Origin of the sequence: Sphingobacterium sp. PCS056 (genome assembly GCF_023273895.1) — a bacterium.
GTDB lineage: Bacteria > Bacteroidota > Bacteroidia > Sphingobacteriales > Sphingobacteriaceae > Sphingobacterium.
Genome location: NZ_CP096883.1, coordinates 3,743,807 through 3,764,638 on the forward strand (window position 1 = coordinate 3,743,807; position 20,832 = coordinate 3,764,638).

Below are 20,832 nucleotides of genomic sequence, written 5' to 3' on the forward strand. Positions count from 1 at the left end.
ATATGGCTGTGTAAAAATCATCTGCAAAATAAAATCAAAGATTAAAAATTTAAAAGCAAAATAGTTATGCATTTCGCAATTGCACGCAATGATAAGTAATCTTATTTTACTTGTTATACGGGAAACCGTAAAATTAACTAAATGTTGTTAAAATATATTTTTCATCAATCAAGTGATATAGTGTTTCATTATTTTTTAATATCTTACATGTGAAAATATAGCCAATAATAACTAAAGTATCCAATTATGAATAAAATAACAGTCACAGATCTTGTTGACTTTGTCCGAAAAACACCTAGGGGAAGGCAAACACTGATAAACAATCTCAAAACACCCAAAGAAAAAACACCCGATGATAGCGGAGGAAATTATTGGATTTCCGCATTAAGTTGTCTTGCCAAAGCTTTTGTCGATAATTCGCAAAATATTATTGGTGGTAAAATAGACGAATTAATTGATAAAATTGAATTTGCTAAAACTAAAAAAGCAAAAGACATGTATCAGGGAAATATAAATATCTTACAGGACTTTGAAGAGTATGATTTTACTGCAATAAAACCTAATACTAAATTAGTTTTCATCAAAAAGAATAAAGCTAAATCTATAATAGATATTAAAAATCTACCGCTTTATGCCATGCCTCATCATGTATTCTCATTTGAAGAAAATGAAATTCAGAAAATTGGTGCTGTATGGTTTGTTGCAAAAAAAGGAGGTTTTAAAATTGACGAGTTAGCAATGGTGACAGACCTTTTGTATCGTTATCTAGATACTAACTATACGAGCAAATATGAAATCGATATGGATTACTGCTTGGCTGTTGACGTGAATTCACTCAACCATATCTCTTATACTCCTATCAGCACTAGTGAAATCAAATCACCGCTGATGCAAACTGTCAATGAAATGAAAGTGTTAATGTAATTTAGAAAATATAATTATGATATTTGATTTTAGATATATAGCATTAAATAAGAAACAAACTTCTATCGAAGATATAAAGGTGTTCATGGAAGATCAGGGTACTAAAAGAATTCATTTTGCAACTTCACATAGTGGAGCACTAAAAGCTGGGAATGAAAAATATCATGGAGTATTAAACGTTCCCTTCAATAATACCATAGGTCCAATTCTTTCGCAAAAATTTGAAGGAGGCATGAATCAGTATATTTTTTCAAATAAAATTAACCCTGGATTTTGGAGAGGATTTAATTCAAAAGAAGATTATGAGAGTTGCAAATCATTTGTAGAGGAGCATAACCAAATTGTTTTTTTGCGTGATACTTTGGATCTATCGCTTGCTTTATCTATGAATATATTAGATAAAGACAACCGGACAGAGATAGGTGAACTAGAGTATCAAGCAAAATTTCAAGAAAATGAAGGTGCAGAAAATTATCTTGTGGCATTAGTTCAGGATTGGTTGAAGAAGCTTCCATTTTATAATTCTGCTGATGCGATCTGCGCAATGCCCTGTAGTAAACCTGAACGAGCAGGTTTACCGAGGCAGATTGTAGATCGTATTGAGGGATATGAGAATATCTCATCAGCATTAAAATGGAAGAAAAAAGATAAAAGTATTAAAGAATTGGGGACGGTAGAAGAAAAGCTAGCTGCTCTTCAGGAATTTGAACTAGAGATTACTTCTGATTTGAAAGGAAAAAACGTAATTTTACTGGATGATCTATATATGTCGGGTATTAGCATGCAATTTGTAGCGATGAAACTAAAAGAAGCAGGCGTAGATCGTGTTTTTGGTATAAGTATTGTTAAATCTAGAAGTAACACAGCACTTTAATAATGATTAAAAATCAAAATATTATCGATACCATATTCAACTTCATGAGCGTGAAGGGAATTGGCCCTGTGCAAACGAATAGATTGTTACTTGCACTGGATGACTATTCTCCTTTGAATTTGCAAAATATAGCATTCAACTTACTGAATGGAAAACAAAAAGAAGAATTTGATATTATTAAAGATCAACCTATTGAAATAAAATCAAAATTTGATGTCGAATTCATTTTGTTACAAGAGGAGAATTACCCAGAAGATTTAAAGAAATTTTTAAGTACCTCTGCTCCTCCCGTTCTTTCAGTAATTGGTAATAAGGAGCTATTGCAACAAAAAAAAGTAGCTTTTAGTGGGTCTAGAAATGTGTCTGAGAAGGGAATTAAAATTACTGAAGACGCAGTAACTGAATTGATAAAGCAGAATATCGCTATTGTATCGGGTTATGCTAAAGGTGTCGATTTTACAGCTCATTATACTGCTCTGAAAAACGGCGGCACCACAATTATTGTACTTCCTGAAGGTATTAATCATTTTAGCATAAAAAAAGAGTTTAAGGATGTATGGGATTGGGATCGTGTATTGATCATCAGTGAGTTTAAACCTATTGAAAAATGGATGGCAAGTAGAGCCATGAATAGAAATAAAACGATTATAGCACTCAGTGATGTAATTATGGTAGTGGAAGCCGGCGAAACTGGTGGAAGTCTAGATGCAGGACATAAAACGCTGGAAATGAATAAAGCGCTATTTGTTCCTCAATACATGAATATTCCAGAATCTGCATTAGGTAATAATACTTTGTTAAATAAGGGTGCTGTTGCATTAAAAATGAACAAAGAAACAATGAAACCTAATCTAAACAAGATTATTGAATTACTTAAAATTGATAATAAGTACAGTCTTTTTTAGTATCTGGATTTCTCTATATTTTTTATATACTTGCGATCTATTTTCCTCATCTGTTAAAATAGCTCTTACGAGAAATGTCATAATTTCTTTTGCTCACTCATTAAAAAAACAACTATTTTTTCCTTACCCTTAGCATCTGACCTCCTGGATAATCTAATTCAAAAGTATAATTTTTGCCCGGTATAGGATCAAGTTTTCCCTTATACTGTTTTTTATCAGTATTATATATTAACAAAACAATGTAAGGTTGTTTTAGCCAGTTCTTACCTATTTTAATGTTGTAAGTTTTAAAATGCTGATTACCCGTTTTCGTGTACTCATAATTACCGAATTCTAATGCTAGATTAGTGCTATCACTTAATGACAAAATATATTCGCTATCCATTTTAAATAAAGACAAATTCCCTGGATGATAAAAAACCGGAATTGATTTTACATCGCCTTTAGAATTAGCAACCATTATTTTAGACTGGGAGATTGTTTTGACAATTGCACCGTCTATAATTTAGCAACCTTTAATGTGAAAGAGCAAAACAATCATTTTCACATTGACTTTGTAAGTTCTGATAATACAACAATTGAGATTGACGCAAAATTGAACCATAAGCTAAACGACAACTCCATATTTGAAACTATAGAAAATGTTTCAGCATTTTTTGAAAACGGATCTGTAGGCTACTCCCCTAACGGAAAAAATTTTGACGGTCTAAAACTTGAAACTTATAAATGGGAAGTGAAACCGCTTGAAGTAGAAAATGTAAAATCAAGTTTTTTCGAAAATAAAGACATCTTTCCAACAGGTTCAATACAATTTGACAACGCTATATTGATGGAAAACATTGAACATGAATGGAAGTCATTGAAAACAATCAACCACTGCTGTTAACATCTATTAAGAGATTAAACACATTCTTGATCTAATGACTTAAATTATTGATCAGTTTTAGTAGTTTTAGGGAACTGATCACCAACGTTATAAATTGATAAAATAAGTGCAAATGTACCTATTGTTAGAACAGCATCATGGCTATCGGTTATAGTCATCATCTTCGTATGGATTATTTTTATGGCTGCTTTTACATTTTTGTTCCAAATTGATGGTATTTATATCGGCTCTATCCTATTTTTTATATTAATGGTGTCATTACAAAGGCTAATACCCACTAGTCTTCTAAAGGGAATGAAAGCGATCAAAAAAAATGATTTCAAGACAGCACTAGAATTCTTCAATAAGAGTGTCGATTTATTTACACAATATGACTGGGTAGATAAGTACCGCGCGATCACACTATTGAGTGCAGCAAAAATGTCTTATCGAGAAATGTCTCTTTGCAATATGGCATTCTGTTATTCGCAAACAAATGAAGCTGAAAAAGCAAAGGATCTTTATGAACAAATCCTGAAAGAATATCCAGATAACGGTATTGCTTATTACAGTTTAAATTCAATAAATACTTTTTCAAACAAAAGTGACTAGCCAGTTCAAAGACAACATGATATTCTTATAAGAATATTAAACGTTGAGCAAAAAAACATGAAACAGCCTCTAAATGAGATTTTCATACTGGAACCGGATCAAAAATTTGATGAGGCATTTTCTCTTTACAAAATACTTCTCAAATCAGAGCCGCTTAATTTCGAATATTGGAAACATTACTTCTTTTTTCTTTGGTCAATGCTTGAGGATGGGATTGGAATTTTTTCCGTCTTAAAAAACGAAGAACTGCATAAAGAGTTAAAAAAAGAATTACAATATGGACTTGATAATTTTGAAAACATAGCCGAATTTAATCTTATTGCAGGGTATACAATTTCCATCTTTCCGTATGAATTTGGAGACTATACGGAACTAGAAGAAGTAGGTGAAAATTTACTAAAAAAGTCTACTGAAATAAATCCTCAAAATTTAATATTCAAAATGATCCTGCTAGGTAGTTATGAGAAACCTACACATAAAGAAAAACTCGAATATGAAGATCTGAAGCCAAAAGTAGCTAAATTGATTTTAGACCTATATTCGGAAAAGAAAGGACTTTTAAATGAATACTTCGTACAGCTATTTGCAAGAAAATAAGACATTTGTGGATTTATGGTTAGGCATCCAATAGATCATATATCCACGGCCCTAGCGCAGGCTGCTATTATATAAACTCCAATGGCAACAAGACTTATGTGGACAAAAAGATAAAACCCAAAGTACACTCGTACCGGCTACGATACATGCCCTTCTGATTCGAACCAACTTGGTTACCTTATAAACTGCTTTATACTTTTTGTCCTGATCCAATTGACTTGAAATAATTACTTCTGCTTTAAAAAGAAGTAATAGTGTTGTAAAAGATCGATTCTCTTGATCCAATTTGTTGCCGCTGTTAAATGCTTTCTACTTTGTCATGAATATCTGCATTGGAGTTATTACCTTTGGGTGTAGACAGTTTGCCCCTGACTTGTATAGTAGGGGAAATTTATCTCTATGGCTTTCTTTTATAAACAATATTCGTAGAATATGAAAAACTCTGTACCCAATAGTGTCGAACTAATTGATAAACATTTAGACCAGTTTTTCGATGAAAATGATGACATTGTCGTCTTTGATGAAATTGAATCAGATGTCATTCATAGAGATGTGTATTTTGTAAAAGCAAATGAAGACAGGCCATATCATATTTTGTTAAGTTGTGGCATGAGCGCTTTGCCCATGAAAATTCCTGAAGACATTGATTCCTCTCCTTATGCTGAGGTCATGATTTTGTTACCTAAAGAATGGAACTTAGAATATGACTCCTTTAAGGATGAACGAAATTATTGGCCAATTCGCTTGATGAAAGAAATAATGATTTTGCCTCATCCTGATGAAACTTGGCTAGGATTTGGCCATACCTTTGCTCATGAGGATGATGAGGAATTTGCGGAGAGAATTGGTTTTAATTCGGTGATGCTTGCAAATTCTATGGAGCTACCTGACGATTTCACTCAGATCGAACTTGATAATGAAGAGTTCGTGACCATTTTTACTTTAATTCCGCTTTACAAAGAGGAGCTCGAATTTAAGAAACAAAATGGCGCCACCGCTTTGTTGGAGCGCTTTGACCAATTTGGGGTTGAGGAAATCGTGAAAGTTGGCAGACCAAATATTTGTGCTTAAATATATTCGGAAGACCATTTGTATAAGATAATTCTGTAAATTATAGGATTTAAAACACTGTCTTTGCACCATAATTTAGTTTTACTAAAACAAACGGTAGCATTAGCCTCTTGTGCGGAGCCTACCATTTGCCTACTGTTTCTATAGAAAACTTTAGGAAAAAAGTAGACATGTCCCGAAACTGTAACAAACAAAGGGGAAATAAAATGTAAAAATGCCATAAAAAAACCGCTTGGAATCCCAAACGGTTCTGTATATTTTAGAACGAAGTTCTACTTCAGTTTTTCGATTTTAAAGTTTGTTAATAACCTCCAAAGATATGCCTAAACTCTTTGAAATAATTTCATCGCTTACACCAGATTTCTTTAACTCTCTTGCTGAAGCGATTTTCTCAGCATAGGCTTTAGCCTCGGCCTTTTTCTGACCTTCTTTCTGGCCTTCTTTTTTTGCGTATGCCAACGTGTTGGTATAATCGCGTTTACGATCTAAGCTGGATATGTAAGACATCTGTTCCTCAGGCGTTAGTTTTGCCAGTTCTCCTAGTTCAAAGATACGGGAGAATATTCTTTTATCCAAATAGTTAGGTAGCTTATCGATTTTATCCAAGTGCTTCATAAGATACATCCATTGATCCAGAATCGTCGGTAAATCGGCTTTAGCTTTATAAAATTAGGTAATACAAGCATCTTGTAACTCAACTTAGGATATAGCACCTCCTGATCGAATTCGTCAATAATCTTACCACTATAAAAGTACTTATCACTATTGGCAACATCCAAACGAAAGCCTAAAACAGCGATAAAATAAATTGGCGGTAACTCATAATTATCTCCTTTCTTTCCTTTTTTAGCTAGACGACTAATGGTCCTAGAGGTGTAACCCACCGCACGATCAAAAAAGAAATCCTGATTCTGCAATTGCATCTCCACTAGAAAAACTTCTCCACCTACACCAACACATCGCAAATCAAAAATAACTTTGCGCTCATTAGGTTCATCGCCATCTTCCTCCACATTGCTATAGGTAAGATCCTCTACAACATGTTCGCCTTCTAAAATACTATTCAGAAAATTAATTAGGTTACCCTTATTCTCCTCTCGACCGAAATAAAATTTCCAACCGAAGTCACTTAAGATATCGATGTACTTCGAAAGGTTACTTATCTTTACACTCATAATGGTATATTATTGGTTATCAAGTAAAAATAAAAAACAAAAACCTTTTAAACCAAATAATTTAGCAAAAATACTAAATTATTTATCAAATCAAATATTTCTCTACTTACTGTTAAAAGAATAGGAAAAAACGTTTGTTGTTGGGTAAAATAGCTGTGAATACTAAAAAGAAAAGCCACATCTCTCGACGTGGCTTTGACTAAACATATGAAATTTACTTAACTTACTTATACGAGTTGATGTATTGAGATACTTTCCAGTTGCCGCCATCATTGACCAATGTCACCAGATCGGTCTTGGTAAACCCTTCAAATTGTTGGGTCACTTTTGCAACTACATAGTCACTGGATTGCTCAACGATTGTGGTACTTGTTTTACAGTTCAACTGCTCGCCTTTTTGTTTTTTCAAGAAGGAAATAACTTCTGAACGGCTGTTGGTCTGATCATTTGATGCATGTACTTTCTGACTGAAGTCAGATGCGAACAACTGCTCTACTCCTGCTGACTGTCCTTCGGTCATAACGCCTACGTAATGGTCAATGGCTAGATCTGCTGTGGATAGGTTGACAGTTGCTTTTTTAGATTTGTCTCCTGCTGGTTTGCCAGCTGCCATAGTGAATGTTGATACTGCAATCAAGGCTGCTGCTGCGAATGTTTTTGCTAAAGTGTTCATAATGTCTTTATATTATATTGTTAGTTTATTGTTCTTAATTGTTGATTCAAAAGTAGGGTGTAAATCGTTCCTACCCTATGGCAATTAGATTAAACCAACTAAAAACTCGGTGAATGGTGGAAATGGGTAGGTGAATCTTTTTAAACTATTTTATTTTTAGTTTAGTAAGTGATGAGATGGATTAGCTGAAATATGAAAAAAATAACTCTTTTTATAAAATTAATATAAATCGCTGTTTAAGACGCTGTAAACGAAACATTCAGCCATTCAAACTCTGTTAACATGCGCTAGAGCGGGGATAACTTTAGTACACCAATTAAGTTTTTTTAAACATCTTTTACTGTAGCATCATAAATATTCATATTATCCATTGTAGTTCTATATTTGCGCCATAGAATTTGTGTCTGCTACCGTCGATGCGTTTATTAAATCAGTCAAGCTGAAAAGCATTGCCAACATGTAGGTAATAAAAAGCCCGATCCGATTAAGATTGGGCTTTTCAAATAAGAGGTATTTCTATTATTTATTTTTTCTGTTTGAAAAACGGTTCCATGGTATAATTGAGAGAAATAAAAGAAATGGGAAAAAAAATAACCTGAAAGAGTCTCTCCGTGAACCATCTGGCTGGTAAAAGTAATCAGATCTATCATTATAAACTAAAGATATCTTTGACCCCTTAGGATACTTCAAACATTCCTCATTAGCCATTCTGACATAGTATACTTTCCCGTGATAATTGATATGGACAGATGAACTCCCCTTATAAGATCTGCAATATTGCTCAATTACAACATGTGATACTGGTACTTGCTTTTCCAATCTACTATTTTGAAGATAGAAGTAAACATTATAAGCTACCCCAACAACTAATATTGCAATCAAAAATGGCCGTATTTTAGAATAATTCATATAGCTTAGTTAGAAACTTTAATAATTTGGGGCACTCCTGCTTCAACGATACCCTTCGGACTAGTAGGACTAGTGAAATAAAGATTCAATTGCTGTAAAGCTTCTGCTCCGCCTCCCTTATAAGCGTCATTCACTGTTTTTACTCCCATATATGCTCTTGTATAACTACTATTCTGTTTAGAAAATTCTTCAAATTTATTTCGATTACGTTTTTGGGTATTTTTATTACGATGGCTATCATTTGCCATTCTGCGTTTATACTTTTCGGCTTTGCGTGCACTAACATTCATCTTTTTAAATATTTTTTTTTCAAGTTTATCAACATATTTCAAGGGGATAAACTTACCAATACCCGCTTCTAACAAACCTCCTGTAAAAGATTTCCACACGTCAAAACTTCCTTTTTCCGCCATATTTGTTATTGCACTCTCTACTGTACTTACCATTACATCTACACCGACATCGATTATCTTTGTTAGAGCTTTCTTCCCGACCTGACTGGATAAAGTATTAGTTAGAGAGCTAATACCTCCCGTAGCCAAACCTGAGGCACCTGATACTGCCAAAGACCAATAACTAATATCAGTTAAGGAAGTCCCAAAATCTTTTCCATTAATAAAATAGTTAATACCAACCTGCTGAATATAATCAGCAGCTATACCAATAACAGCTCCAACAGGTCCTGGAATCTCTCCATTTTCATCTGTATAACTAAGTGTGGGTCATTAAGCACATAAGCATACGGGGTAACTTCTGGATAATAATCCGCTGCTGGATCAACTACATTCCACCTACCTATCTCCGCGTCATAAAACCTAGCCCCGTAATCATACTGGCTAACACTTTCTAGTTACTACCACATTGCAAACCAATAAATTACACTTTTTTCATATCTATTAACAGCCACACCATAACTAATGCCATGCTTCCAAATAGATGGCATTGAAGCATTTTCACCAAGAATTTCATTTTTAAATAGCCTTTCCTTATTATCAGTATGGATTATATAAAATTCATAATTAGGATCAGAGTATATACCATTTTTATAACTTATAAAATTGGGGAGTGTAACTCAAACTGTGTCATTGGATAATTAACCAAAATCTAAAAGCCTCTATCAAGTTTGAGCCTATCCCCAAATTTAATGTAAAGTTGGGATATGGTCAAGCCCCAGTTATGCACTGGCATTGTCCACTTTTTAGAGATGTCCTTTATTATCAGAAACATCAGCTTCATAAGAGCCTGCTCAGAATTGAATGCACCTTTGGTTTATTCATTCGTTTTTATTTTTATAGGTATTCATGAGCTCGCTGTGCTCGGTTTTGTAATTTTACGGATCTGACGGTGCATTCCTTCAATAGGATTAGTAGTATAAATAGTCTTACGTACCTGTTCATCATACTCGAAAAAGTAGAGAGATTGGTCCAGTTTTCCAGCCATGACTTAGCAGCTATTGGATATTTTTTGCCCCAATTCTTTTCTAAGACCAGTAGATTTTCATAGCCCATTTCTTCATTGACAGCTTTATAAACCGGCTTTAGGTCTTCAATAACTGCTTTGTATCCTTTTCTGTAACGTAGCGCATACTTGATCTGATCTGGTGGACAATGCATAACTGAACTTTTGTTTTTGGAAAAATAGCTTCTATAGCTTCAGGAAAGCCCTTCAGTCCATCAATACAGGCTATCAGGATGTCCTCTACACCGCGTTGCTTTAGATCGGTGAGTACGGATAACCAGAATTTTGCTCCTTCGTTTTCCGAACTATATAACCCTATCAGTTCTTGCGACCATCCATTCCTATGCCCAGGATATTATAAATGGCCCGGGACTCAACCGTACCGTTCTGACGGACTTTATAATGCATGCAGTCTAGGAAAACAAAGGAATAGACGGCTTCTAGCGGACGACTTCGCCACTCGTTAACAGCAGGTATGACGCTTTCTGTAATACGGGATATTTCAGTTGCAGAAATCTCCATAGCATACATCTCACGGATAAAATCACTTATTGCACGTGTGCTCATACCTTTGGCATACATGCTCAGCACATGACCTTCCAGCTGTTCTGTTATAATAAGCTGACGTTTGGGAACTACCTTGGGCTCAAATGTACCAGATCTATCCCGTCCAGACTCCAGTTCAAAAGTACCTGTATTAAGACCTCGAACAGTCTTTTTGGTCTTGCCATTCCGACGCTTGGAGTTCCCGGAAGCTTTATCTTCCTGAAGGTGACTTTCCAGCTCGCTATCCATCATCGACTCCAGTAAGTGCTTCATTAAGGGCGCTAGAACGCCATCATTGGGAGATAAACTCTTTCCGTTATAAAGACCTTGCATAGCTTCCCCTTTGAAGCGTTCAAAACGGCGACGCCCTCTTGAGTTCCTTTAAAAACAAACACGAACGAAAAATCAAATGGGGTCTTTTCTTTCATGACCATGTCGTTTGAATAATTAAATATAAAAAACCTTATTGAATTATTCCGTTGACACAGTTCACGTTACAGTCTCTAATTTTATTTTAATGCATGACTACATCTATATGACCACATCTGGTATAATAGTTTTTGTAATAACACCACAGGTACTGGTGCCTGTTGCTGAAATTTGAACATATGGTAATGCTCCATTTGATGCAGTATTTAAAACTCTAATTCTAACTGTATTTGATGTTTGTGATAGAATGGTTGCTCCACCGACTGAAAAAGTAACATTATTTACCGATGGATCAACCGTGTAAGTATAGATCTGGCCTGGATTTACAATAGGTCTACCAGTAAAAGTAAAATCTCCACCGATATTGATTGTAGAGGTTGAAATTACGTTATCTGCATTTATTGATTTCAATGTCACTAATCCTGAATTGTTACCTATTCTTTCAACTTTCCATTTATTATTACCAAGAGAGGTCAATGTAGCAACTCCAATTGCATTTTCAAGTGTAACAGTATTTGGGTGTAGAATTGTATAGATTTCATTAGAACAAGTATTATTTGAGCCTATGATTTTTGAACCATAAAACATATTTAGTCCTTCAATATCACCAGTACTTAGTGAATCTCTTTGAGCAGCCCAAGTTCCTCCACCAACTTTTACCATTACACTTGAACTTGGATACATCATTATAGAATTGAAATCTAAATTACCATATGACGTTGAATAAGGTTGTTTTTGATATTGAAAAGCAGCATTTTGACCTAAACCACTAGTATTAACTGCAACATATGCATCTCTATCTGGTCTAGTATGTTCATGAAAATATCCTAAAGCATGTAAAGTTTCATGTACTATTGTTCCAAGTCCTTGAGTTGGATAAAGTGCAACAATCTTATTTGCACCGGTTTCCATTCCAATGTGTGAACTATATGAGGTACCCTCACTTGAATCATCAATAAATGTAACGTACTCTTGTTGATTTGTTCTCTCAATAAATTTAATATTTGATTTTGCTTCAATCATACTAAACGCTTGTAAAATTTGGGATCTTCTTGATGATTCTATTTTATAGTATAAGATACCATTAGTCCATTTATAAATAAAATCACTATGTGTTCCTTTCCTGATGGAGGAAATTTTTCCACCATTTGATGATTTTATATTTTTAATTACATTTAATTGGCGTTTGCTAATCATTACATCATCGGAAATATAATAATTATCACCTATCTGCTTTACTAAAAATGGTTTCCCATCAACGCTAAAAGTGTGATAAATTGCTGAATCAGATTTATTTATTGGAAGTGAATCTTGCTTAATTGATTTTTCTTCTTTATTACAAGAAGTAAGCCCAAGCAAAAGAAAGCTTGAAATAATTAATAATTTTTTCATGTATTTATTTATTATGGTTAATATTTTATATAAATTTAATATTTTTTTTTGACAAAAGAATTATCTAGTATATTTTAAGTACGGTAATCTTCCCTGAACAATTAATGATGAAGCTAATGCTCTGTAGATCGAAATATATTTCGGATCTAATAAAAGATTTATGTAAGCCTTAATAGGTTATATTGGTGATATTGATCACTCCACTTAACATACTGCCCCAATAGAGTAGTTATTCAGTCCAACTGATGACCTGACAATAGGAATGTCAACCGTTGATCCTGCTTTATGATGAACATATTTATGTAATTGTCGTGGATAAGATCACAGATGTGATCCTGTGCCAGATTATACACTGCTCCTACAAAATTGAATTAAAGATTATGACTACAATATGGTTATGGAGAAGTAATGATTGATTTTTACTCCAATAATGTTCCTCCTGGTATTCAAAATTATTTGATCAACCGATTAACAATCGGATAGATAAATTAATACACCAAAGGATTCGTGCACCAGTAATAGAATGTGCAATCGGATCGGATTATTTTTCAGATCGAGGATATGATAATTCAGGATGATCCCAACACAATATTTAATTACTTTTTTAAGCTGTGTTTTAAAAATTATGACCAACATATTTAATAAAACTTTCCCACCACTAAATAAGACTCTTTAAAAAAATGGTTATTTGAGTGTCGCTCACTTGTAAGTAACATGGGCAAAAAAAACCGCTTGGTCATCCCAAACGGTTCTGTATATTTTAGAATCCTGTTCTACTTCAGTTTTTCGATCTCTTCTATTGAAAGTCCGGTACCCTTAGCGATTTGCTCTACAGGTAAACCCATCTCTTTAAACCTCAAAGCTGTTTCAATGGATTTTTTATGCTCTCCTTCAGCAAGACCTTCTGCAAGACCTTCTGCTTTTCCTTTTGCTTTAGCTTCTTTTTCTGCTTTCTTAGCTTCTCTTATAGCTTCTTTCAATTGCTTTTCTAGTCCTTCCAGCCGTTTCTGTTGCTCTTGTTGATACATCCGCACTGCTTCAGCATCCCACTTACGTTTTAAACTAATATCATACATAGTTCGTTCCTCCTTTGTCAATTTTGCGTAGCTGGCCAACTGAAAGAACCGCTGAAATACGGCCGAATTCATAATTCGTGGCAAGGTCTTTAACGTTGACATATTCTTGAGCATAAAGAATACTTTGTCGAGTTCATCTTCAACCTCTGCTTCGCTTTTAACAAAGTTAATAATTTCTAAATAGATAAAGCCCAAACCCTCGTAAAAAATTTGTCCTGAATCTCTATGACACAGGCAGGTATCATGAAAATATGTACTCCGATCACCCCCTGGCATATGAAAGCCATCCATCAAGACAATGGTGTAAACCTCTGGAATGGCATACGCCCAGGCTTTGCGGTTTCCTTTGGGTGCTGTGTCTGAAATGACCTTGCTGGCATAGTACAGCATGCGTTGCTTCAGGTTGGTCTGTGTACTCGTCTGCATCTCGATGATGATCTCTTCTCCTGTACTAATTTGGACAACCAAATCAAAGATAACTTTACCAATCTCTTCGGTCGCTCCGATACGCTCGGTATCCCGATAAGTAAGATCTGTGATGGTCTTACGACCACGAAAGATGATGTTTAGAAAGTTGATCAGGTTGATCTTGTCTCCGAATAACCGCTTGAATCCTTCATCGGTGGTTGGATCAATAAAGACGGGTTGTGAATGCGCTAACATAATTCTAGGATTTACTTAAATAATTAATTACATAAATCAAATATGATAAAAACTAAAAATATTAGTCGGTTATTAAACGTTTGTTGTCGTTTGTTGTCGGCTAGCACAATTTAGAGCAATCTTTAGAGATACATTAGAAAAGAAAGAAAAGCCACATCTCTCGACCTGGCTTTTACTAAACATATGAAATTTACTAAACTTACTTATAGGAGTTGATGGATTGACTAATCTTTTATTATATTAGTTTCGTAAACAAAATATGAGCGGTAATTTTAGAAAATGCCACAGCCAAACAAGAATGATAAATTTTGAAAACATAAAAACTTATTCAACTGAATTCCCAGAGGCTTGGAGTTTTTTGTGGTCAACAGAAGAGGCAAGTAAAATACCGCAGGAACATAAAGACCAAATCTTCTTTCTGAATAACGAAGCAAGCGAGTTTGTAGAAAACTATATCAACAGCTCGAAAATGATTACAGGCCCATTATGGAAACCATTTAATGAAAAATACTTTGAAACAATTGAAGAATTTGAAGTAACAGAAGACTGTGAACACGAAATAAAAAAATGGCTTTATTCGAAACCTATTCCGTTCAACAAGTTTGTATTTATTTACAGTGATAGAAGTGGACAATCTGTAACACTGACTTGGAAGATGGTAATTAAATATTGGGAAGGAATTTTTTTTGCTGATGACTTAATCATATTTGACGAAACACTAAATTGGGGAATTTTTTATTTTCATGAAGACAGAATTTACTTTGGTTCAGACAAAATCTACGACAAAGAATTTGAGTATGAAAAAACTAGAGAACTTAACGAATTGAAACATAGATTTTTCAATAAAGATAATCTTAACTTTAACAATGAAGATAAGAAGAAATCTATAAGAGATTTTAAACAGAAATACAACACAGATAGAATTGAATAAAACATAACGCTAACATTTTAGCAAAATGGTGGTTTTAGTGCTACATTCAAGTTCAGTTTTTCAATTATGGCGACATGGTTAAAAAAGAATGGGAAGACGATTGTGGTTATGAATATCCATATGACAATATGCCCAACCAAGTGATGAATAGCAATAAAAACAGCACATAACTACTAGTTATTGTGAACTAGTAGTTTGTAGGCACAGAGTATTTAATCTTTAGACTTCCCTTTTTTGCTAGATAAGCCTGAAACCGAACTGCAACTTTTGGATTATACCAATCAACTTTCAGTTCCTTTTTAATATCTCCGCCAGCGATTGAGATTCCATGTACTTTTATTGAGTCATCTGTATGTCCATCAGTTTCTGCAATAAACAGCGTGTCTTTACGCATATCTGATAATTGCCATTCGCCACGGTTCTTAGTATTGCACGAGACAAAGATTGCTGTTAGAATAGCTGTTAAGACTTGTGCAAAAATGAATTTCTTACAATACATATGAGGAAAGATTATTGAAACCAAATTTATAAAATCCTAAATATGATCCATATGGTAGTCGAGTACTGTTGTCCAGCGCGTCTGAGGATACTAAAAAGCAAAGCCTCATCTCACGATGTGGCTTTTACTAAACATATGAATTAAACTTAACTTACTTATACGAATTGATGGATTGGGATACCTTCCAGCTGCCACCGTCATTGACTAAAGTCACGAGATCAATTTTGGTAAATCCGTCAAACTGCATGGTTACTTTGGCTAGCATATAATCACTTGACTGCTCAACGATTGTAGCACTTGTTTTACAGTTCAACTGCTGGCCTTTTTGCTTTTTCAAGAATGAGATTACTTCGGAACGACTATTGATCCTATTTGTTGAAGCATGTACTTTCTGATTAAAATCTGATGTAAACAATTGCTCTACTCCTGCTGACTGTCCTTCGGTCATCACAGCAACATAATGATCAATGGCTAGATCTGCTGTGGATAGGTTGACAGTTGCTTTTTTAGAGTTGTCTACTGTTGGTTTTGCTGCTGCCATAGTGCATGTTGATACTGCGATCAAGGCTGCTGCTGCGAATGTTTTTGCTAAAGTTTTCATAATGTCTTTATATTATATTGTTAGTTTTTTGTTTATACATGTTTGTAATTGTTAATTCAAAAGTAGGGTGTAAATCGTCCCTACACTATGGCAATTAGACGAGACCAATTAAAAACTCGGTGAATGGTGGAAATAGGGAGGTGAAGATAAGTTCTTTAAAGCAGTACGAAATTTGCAGATCAAAGTTGGTATGTGTGTTATGGATTTAATCTTGCGGAGGAACGATTTCAAGATAGAAAACAAGCAGCAACAAAAAAGGTATATGGCGCATAATAACATAGAGAATGCCACTATTTAAGTAAACGGTGGTATTCTCTATATTGAATCTGGGTTATTATGTATAATATTATTGAAATATAATCAATAATCAACTTTTTGAATTTTAATTTATTATATGGTATTTCCTATCTCATCAAAGTCGCAATACAATAAACTGAAAACATCAGCTTTATTAAGGTTTGACAGTTGGACCGTCCACTATAAGTTGACCGTTAGGTAAAATTTTCAGTTCATCTAAGAATACTAAGCGCTGACTGCCTGTTTTAGTCGTGCGGGCATGATATACACACCATACTTTGCCTTCTTTATCTCTCAAAAGACTGTTGTGACCCGTCCCTGAAACAATACCTCCATGGGATATGTTTTTTTGTAATATAGGGTTTGTTGCAGACTTTTCGAATGGGCCAAGTGGATTTGATGCTGTTGCATAGCCAACAGCATAATTCTCTCCTCCGAAATGATTTGCGGAGTACATCATGTAATAGAGATTGTTATGCTTAAAGAGATAGGATCCTTCTGTCCATCTTCTATTCACTTCACCTGAAGTCACAGACCTGCTTTCCCATTCAGATTGTTTATCATCCATGGAGACAGGAGGACGTAACAATAATGTTGGCTCTCCAATTACATGCGAAAAATCTGAAGCTAGCTCTACTCCATATATCCAGCTTTCTTCTATTTCATCATACATCCCCTGTTGCTTTGCCCAAGCTGCAATCTCCGATTGAACTGGATTTTTATAACAGCATCTGGAATAGTAAAGATACAAACGTCCATCTTCAGCAAAGTACACATTACCGTCAATAATGGGATATCCGGGGTCAAATAAGGGACGACCTGTCAAATCAATAAATGGGCCTGTAGGATGGGTTGAGGTTGCGATACCAATACGATAATTTTCTAATTCATCATTCGGATTTTCTTTCCAATGTGCACTGTAAAACATATAGTACTTTCCTCCACGCTTATATACTTCTGGAGCCCAAAAATCTTTCGTCCCCCAGCTTTTATCTTGCTGAGCGGTATACACGGTCCCCCTATGCTCCCATTGTTTTAGATCCTTAGAAGAATAGGCTACAAAACCATGCTCTACTCCACCAGTACCATACATATAATAGGCATCTGTTTCTTGATCATAGAGTACAAATGGGTCACCAAAAGCAACATCGAGTGGATTATTTGATTGGGCTTGTGAGGTGGAGAAAAACAACTGCCAGCAACCCATCAATAAGAATAAACATACATTTTTAGTAATCATATTTCAATTATTTTTTTAATACAGTGCCCACCTCCGCCCAATATACCAGATCGTCCGATCGTAAGATAGGCATCAATCGATTCCCTTTACTATCTCCCTAATCAACCATAATCCAATAGAATAAACTAAAAACTTAAAGCGCTGTTTTAATTTCACATCTGTTCACAATTTGGCTATTCATATCTACCGATAGACTATTCATCTCAGGTTCTGTAATTTATCTTTTTATTTATCAATTTTATTTTTTTTGTTTATAATTGTATTGAAGCCCAATTACAAATCTATATCACGTAAAAATGTAAATTAAACTTTACATCATATTGCCCATTTTATTCAAAATCATTCCAATTTGTATCATGTGTGAGCAAAATGATCAACAGATTCATCGGTATTTGAATTTATGGCCAATTCTTCACAAGATTTGAATTCAAAAAAAATGAAAATTATGACAAGCATTCCTTATCGTTTAATATCGATTATATGTTTATTTTTTATACTATCGTTATATTGTAATGCCAATGATGATAAGTCTATTAAAATTATCGAAAACGAGCTACCTATTGCAGACCCTTACGTATTATTCCATAATGGCAAATACTATGCATATGGCACCCGCATAGATGGTTTTGAAGTTTATATTTCCGAGGATCTCAAGCATTGGAAGCGTAATGAAAATTTAGCACTTTCCCCTCAAGACTCTTGGGGAACACGATGGTTCTGGGCACCAGAGGTATATTACGTAACCGCTAAGAAAAAGTTTTACATGTTCTATTCCGTTGATGAACATATTTGTGTGGCTTCTTCCTCAAGCCCGGAAGGGCCTTTTATTCAAGAAGAAAAAAAACCTATTATTGCCAAAGAAAAAGGAATTGACAGTTCTCTTTTTATCGATGATGACGGAACTCCATATTTATTTTATGTCCGATTTACGGATGGAAATGTCATTTGGATGGCTGAGATGAACAATGATTTACAAAGTATAAAAGCAGAAACGCTCACAAAATGCATGAGCGCAAGTGAACCATGGGAGAAGAAGCAAGCTACAGTCGTCGAAGGGCCGTCGATCTTAAAACGAGGCAATACGTACTATTTAATTTACTCTGCCAATCATTTTGAAAGCCAGGATTACGCCGTAGGCTATGCAACAGCCAGTTCACCCAAAGGTCCTTGGAAGAAATATAGTGGCAACCCCATCCTAAGGAGAGACCATCCCTCAGCATCGGGATTGCTCGGCACAGGTCATGGAGCTCCATTTATAAGTGCTGATGGCGGATATAAATATATATACCATGCTCATGCAAGCTCAACTAGTGTCGCTCCACGGACATCTTATATTAATGATTTAGCAATTTCACCTAATGGCGTAATCAGCATTGTTGGAGAACCTATTAGACCGCTAATTGTTAAATAAAGATGTTAAATCGTATTGATCGGGCAACACAGCTGAGGATACTAAAAAGCAAAGCCACATCTTGCGACATGGCTTTTACTAAACATATGATTAAACAGTAAATTACTTATACGAGTTGATGGATTGGGATACTTTCCAGTTGCCGCCATCATTGACCAAGGTGACTAAGTCGGTCTTGGTAAATCCTTCAAATTGTTGGGTCACTTTTGCAAGCATATAATCACTTGACTGCTCAACGATTGTGGTGCTTGTCTTACAATTTAACTGCTCGCCTTTTTGTTTTTTCAAAAAGGAAATAACTTCTGAACGGCTGTTGGTTTGATCATTTGATGCACGTACTTTTTGACTGAAGTCGGATGTAAACAATTGCTCTACTCCTGCTGACTGTCCTTCGGTCATAACGGCTACGTAATGATCAATGGCTAGATCCGATGTGGATAGGTTGACAGTTGCTTTTTTAGAGTTGTCTCCTGCTGGTTTTGCTGCTGCCATAGTGAAAGTAGATACTGCGATCAAGGCTGCTGCTGCGAATGTTTTTGCTAAAGTTTTCATATTGTCTTTATGTTATATTGTTAATTTTTTATTTTAGTTGTTGATTCAAAAGTAGGGTGTAAATCGTCCCTACCCTATGGCAGTTAGATTAAACCAACTAAAAACTCGGTGAATGGTGGAAATAGGTAGGTGAAGGTCACAAAAAAAACCGCTTGGTCATCCAAGCGGTTCTGTATATTTTGAAAATATGTTCTACTTCAGTTTTTCGATTTCCTCGATGGCAAGACCGGTACCCTTAGCAATATCTGCTACAGGTAAACCCATTTTCTTAAATTCTAATGCAATAGCAAGCTTTTCTGCCTTAAGCTTAGCACGCTCTTCTAAACGCCCTTTCTCAATGCCTTTAGCAATACCTTGCTTCTCTGCTTTATCCAATAAATATTCTTGAGTGCCCATTATATTACTCCTTCCTAATTTGTTTTCAATTTCTGACTCAAATATAGCTAAACTACCCTGATTTTCAAAGCGTACGTAATACGTTAAAAAATTATAGAGACCCTGACGCGTACTCTTATCCATTTTGCGACTCATCATCTCATCATACAGATCATGCTTGATATCCTTCAGTTTTTCGTCACTGATATTTTTATTCTTGATAGCCAGTAATGTAGTTAAAACTACGACTGAAAAGGGATTACTATTTGAACGTAACGCTACCTCATCTTGATGCAACACCTTGTAACTATTAAAACGGTAATGGAGAATGGTGCCCATGAACTCTTTAACATAAATAGATGGATGGTAACTTTGGTTATCGTCGGCAAGAATGGCAATGGCAGAGATTGGAACCTGATACTTATCGGATATTTTATAGTAATATCGAAACATGCGCTCTGCAAGATCTCCCTTGCCTCTACTGGACTGTACCTCAATATGGCACAGCACAAACTGCTCACCACCGTCTTTCAAATAGACTTTGACCAACTTATCTACAAAACGTACTCCCTTGCCGTTGGGCTCTGGAGGAAATAAGGACTCAAACTCTTTGTCTAAATAATCAAAGGGTTTACTCAAATCGAATATATCTGCTGCATCGGCAAAGAAAAACGCTAAAAAATGTGCAAAAGTCTGCTCTATAATAGACTTCCAGAGCAGATCATCAACGCGATTGGAAGATGTACTCATAATAAAT

General features: G+C 35.0%; 20 protein-coding genes and 2 pseudogenes. 9 read left to right on the forward strand and 13 right to left on the reverse strand.

Translation table 11 applies throughout. The features are described 5' to 3' along the window. The first annotated feature begins 246 nt into the window (after positions 1-246). Genes MUB18_RS15665 through MUB18_RS15675 form a run of 3 tightly spaced genes read left to right on the forward strand, consistent with a single transcriptional unit; the run spans position 247 to position 2,703 of the window. Positions 247-924 (forward strand): hypothetical protein, encoded by a 678-nt coding sequence (locus MUB18_RS15665; RefSeq protein WP_248753767.1) that lies wholly within the window; start codon positions 247-249, stop codon positions 922-924. A 16-nt stretch (positions 925-940) separates the two neighbouring features. Continuing rightward, positions 941-1,798, forward strand: coding sequence for a phosphoribosyltransferase (locus tag MUB18_RS15670; protein WP_248753768.1), 858 nt, complete (start codon positions 941-943; stop codon positions 1,796-1,798). 2 nt (positions 1,799-1,800) lie between these two features. Then, positions 1,801-2,703, forward strand: coding sequence for a DNA-processing protein DprA (locus tag MUB18_RS15675; protein ID WP_248753769.1), 903 nt, complete (start codon positions 1,801-1,803; stop codon positions 2,701-2,703). Between the two features lie 112 nt (positions 2,704-2,815). Here MUB18_RS15675 and MUB18_RS15680 read toward each other — a convergent pair whose 3' ends face one another. Continuing rightward, a complete protein-coding gene (locus MUB18_RS15680; protein ID WP_248753770.1) occupies positions 2,816-3,163 on the reverse strand; it encodes a hypothetical protein in 348 nt (115 codons plus the stop codon). Between the two features lie 60 nt (positions 3,164-3,223). On the opposite strand from MUB18_RS15680, the gene MUB18_RS15685 reads away from it, so the two are divergent. The 4 genes from MUB18_RS15685 (at position 3,224) to MUB18_RS15700 (ending at position 5,848) form a co-directional block, all read left to right on the forward strand. Then, the gene (locus MUB18_RS15685) at positions 3,224-3,589 is read left to right on the forward strand and encodes a hypothetical protein (protein WP_248753771.1); all 366 of its coding nucleotides are present in this window, start codon (positions 3,224-3,226) and stop codon (positions 3,587-3,589) included. Positions 3,590-3,883: 294 nt separating this feature from the next. Beyond that, complete coding sequence (locus tag MUB18_RS15690) at positions 3,884-4,180, forward strand: tetratricopeptide repeat protein (protein WP_248753772.1); 297 nt, start codon at positions 3,884-3,886, stop codon at positions 4,178-4,180. A gap of 57 nt (positions 4,181-4,237) precedes the next feature. After that, entirely contained in the window at positions 4,238-4,777 is a 540-nt protein-coding gene (locus MUB18_RS15695; protein ID WP_248753773.1) for a hypothetical protein, read from the forward strand. A 432-nt stretch (positions 4,778-5,209) separates the two neighbouring features. Further along, positions 5,210-5,848, forward strand: coding sequence for a suppressor of fused domain protein (locus MUB18_RS15700; protein ID WP_248753774.1), 639 nt, complete (start codon positions 5,210-5,212; stop codon positions 5,846-5,848). A gap of 291 nt (positions 5,849-6,139) precedes the next feature. Here the strand turns inward: MUB18_RS15700 and MUB18_RS22040 are convergent. From MUB18_RS22040 to MUB18_RS15735, 7 genes and pseudogenes are all read right to left on the reverse strand, one after another. Next, positions 6,140-7,023, reverse strand: a pseudogene (locus MUB18_RS22040) (Rpn family recombination-promoting nuclease/putative transposase). Positions 7,024-7,246: 223 nt separating this feature from the next. After that, a complete protein-coding gene (locus MUB18_RS15710; protein ID WP_248753775.1) occupies positions 7,247-7,696 on the reverse strand; it encodes a nuclear transport factor 2 family protein in 450 nt (149 codons plus the stop codon). 914 nt (positions 7,697-8,610) lie between these two features. Next, complete coding sequence (locus MUB18_RS15715; protein ID WP_248753776.1) at positions 8,611-9,171, reverse strand: hypothetical protein; 561 nt, start codon at positions 9,169-9,171, stop codon at positions 8,611-8,613. Positions 9,172-9,260: 89 nt separating this feature from the next. Continuing rightward, a complete protein-coding gene (locus tag MUB18_RS15720; RefSeq protein ID WP_248755938.1) occupies positions 9,261-9,404 on the reverse strand; it encodes a hypothetical protein in 144 nt (47 codons plus the stop codon). A gap of 305 nt (positions 9,405-9,709) precedes the next feature. After that, positions 9,710-10,942, reverse strand: a pseudogene (locus MUB18_RS15725) (IS256 family transposase). A gap of 198 nt (positions 10,943-11,140) precedes the next feature. Continuing rightward, a complete protein-coding gene (locus MUB18_RS15730) occupies positions 11,141-12,430 on the reverse strand; it encodes a M12 family metallopeptidase (RefSeq protein ID WP_248753777.1) in 1,290 nt (429 codons plus the stop codon). A gap of 773 nt (positions 12,431-13,203) precedes the next feature. Further along, a complete protein-coding gene (locus MUB18_RS15735; protein ID WP_248753778.1) occupies positions 13,204-14,169 on the reverse strand; it encodes an Rpn family recombination-promoting nuclease/putative transposase in 966 nt (321 codons plus the stop codon). Positions 14,170-14,428: 259 nt separating this feature from the next. On the opposite strand from MUB18_RS15735, the gene MUB18_RS15740 reads away from it, so the two are divergent. Beyond that, the gene (locus MUB18_RS15740; protein ID WP_248753779.1) at positions 14,429-15,100 is read left to right on the forward strand and encodes a hypothetical protein; all 672 of its coding nucleotides are present in this window, start codon (positions 14,429-14,431) and stop codon (positions 15,098-15,100) included. A gap of 187 nt (positions 15,101-15,287) precedes the next feature. Here the strand turns inward: MUB18_RS15740 and MUB18_RS15745 are convergent, their stop codons facing one another. The 3 genes from MUB18_RS15745 to MUB18_RS15755 all read right to left on the reverse strand — a co-directional run bounded on the left by MUB18_RS15745 (position 15,288) and on the right by MUB18_RS15755 (position 17,737). Beyond that, positions 15,288-15,599, reverse strand: coding sequence for a hypothetical protein (locus tag MUB18_RS15745; protein ID WP_248753780.1), 312 nt, complete (start codon positions 15,597-15,599; stop codon positions 15,288-15,290). A 151-nt stretch (positions 15,600-15,750) separates the two neighbouring features. Continuing rightward, positions 15,751-16,200 (reverse strand): nuclear transport factor 2 family protein, encoded by a 450-nt coding sequence (locus MUB18_RS15750; RefSeq protein ID WP_248753781.1) that lies wholly within the window; start codon positions 16,198-16,200, stop codon positions 15,751-15,753. Positions 16,201-16,651: 451 nt separating this feature from the next. Beyond that, complete coding sequence (locus tag MUB18_RS15755; RefSeq protein WP_045752327.1) at positions 16,652-17,737, reverse strand: glycoside hydrolase family 43 protein; 1,086 nt, start codon at positions 17,735-17,737, stop codon at positions 16,652-16,654. A 436-nt stretch (positions 17,738-18,173) separates the two neighbouring features. Here MUB18_RS15755 and MUB18_RS15760 point away from each other — a divergent pair, with 436 nt between their 5' ends. Further along, the gene (locus tag MUB18_RS15760; protein ID WP_248753782.1) at positions 18,174-19,148 is read left to right on the forward strand and encodes a glycoside hydrolase family 43 protein; all 975 of its coding nucleotides are present in this window, start codon (positions 18,174-18,176) and stop codon (positions 19,146-19,148) included. Positions 19,149-19,250: 102 nt separating this feature from the next. Here MUB18_RS15760 and MUB18_RS15765 read toward each other — a convergent pair whose 3' ends face one another. Beyond that, positions 19,251-19,700 carry a nuclear transport factor 2 family protein gene (locus MUB18_RS15765; protein WP_248753783.1) on the reverse strand — a complete coding sequence of 150 codons (450 nt, stop codon included), beginning with the start codon at positions 19,698-19,700 and terminating at the stop codon, positions 19,251-19,253. Positions 19,701-19,892: 192 nt separating this feature from the next. Beyond that, the gene (locus MUB18_RS15770) at positions 19,893-20,825 is read right to left on the reverse strand and encodes a hypothetical protein (protein WP_248753784.1); all 933 of its coding nucleotides are present in this window, start codon (positions 20,823-20,825) and stop codon (positions 19,893-19,895) included. Positions 20,826-20,832: the final 7 nt, after the last annotated feature.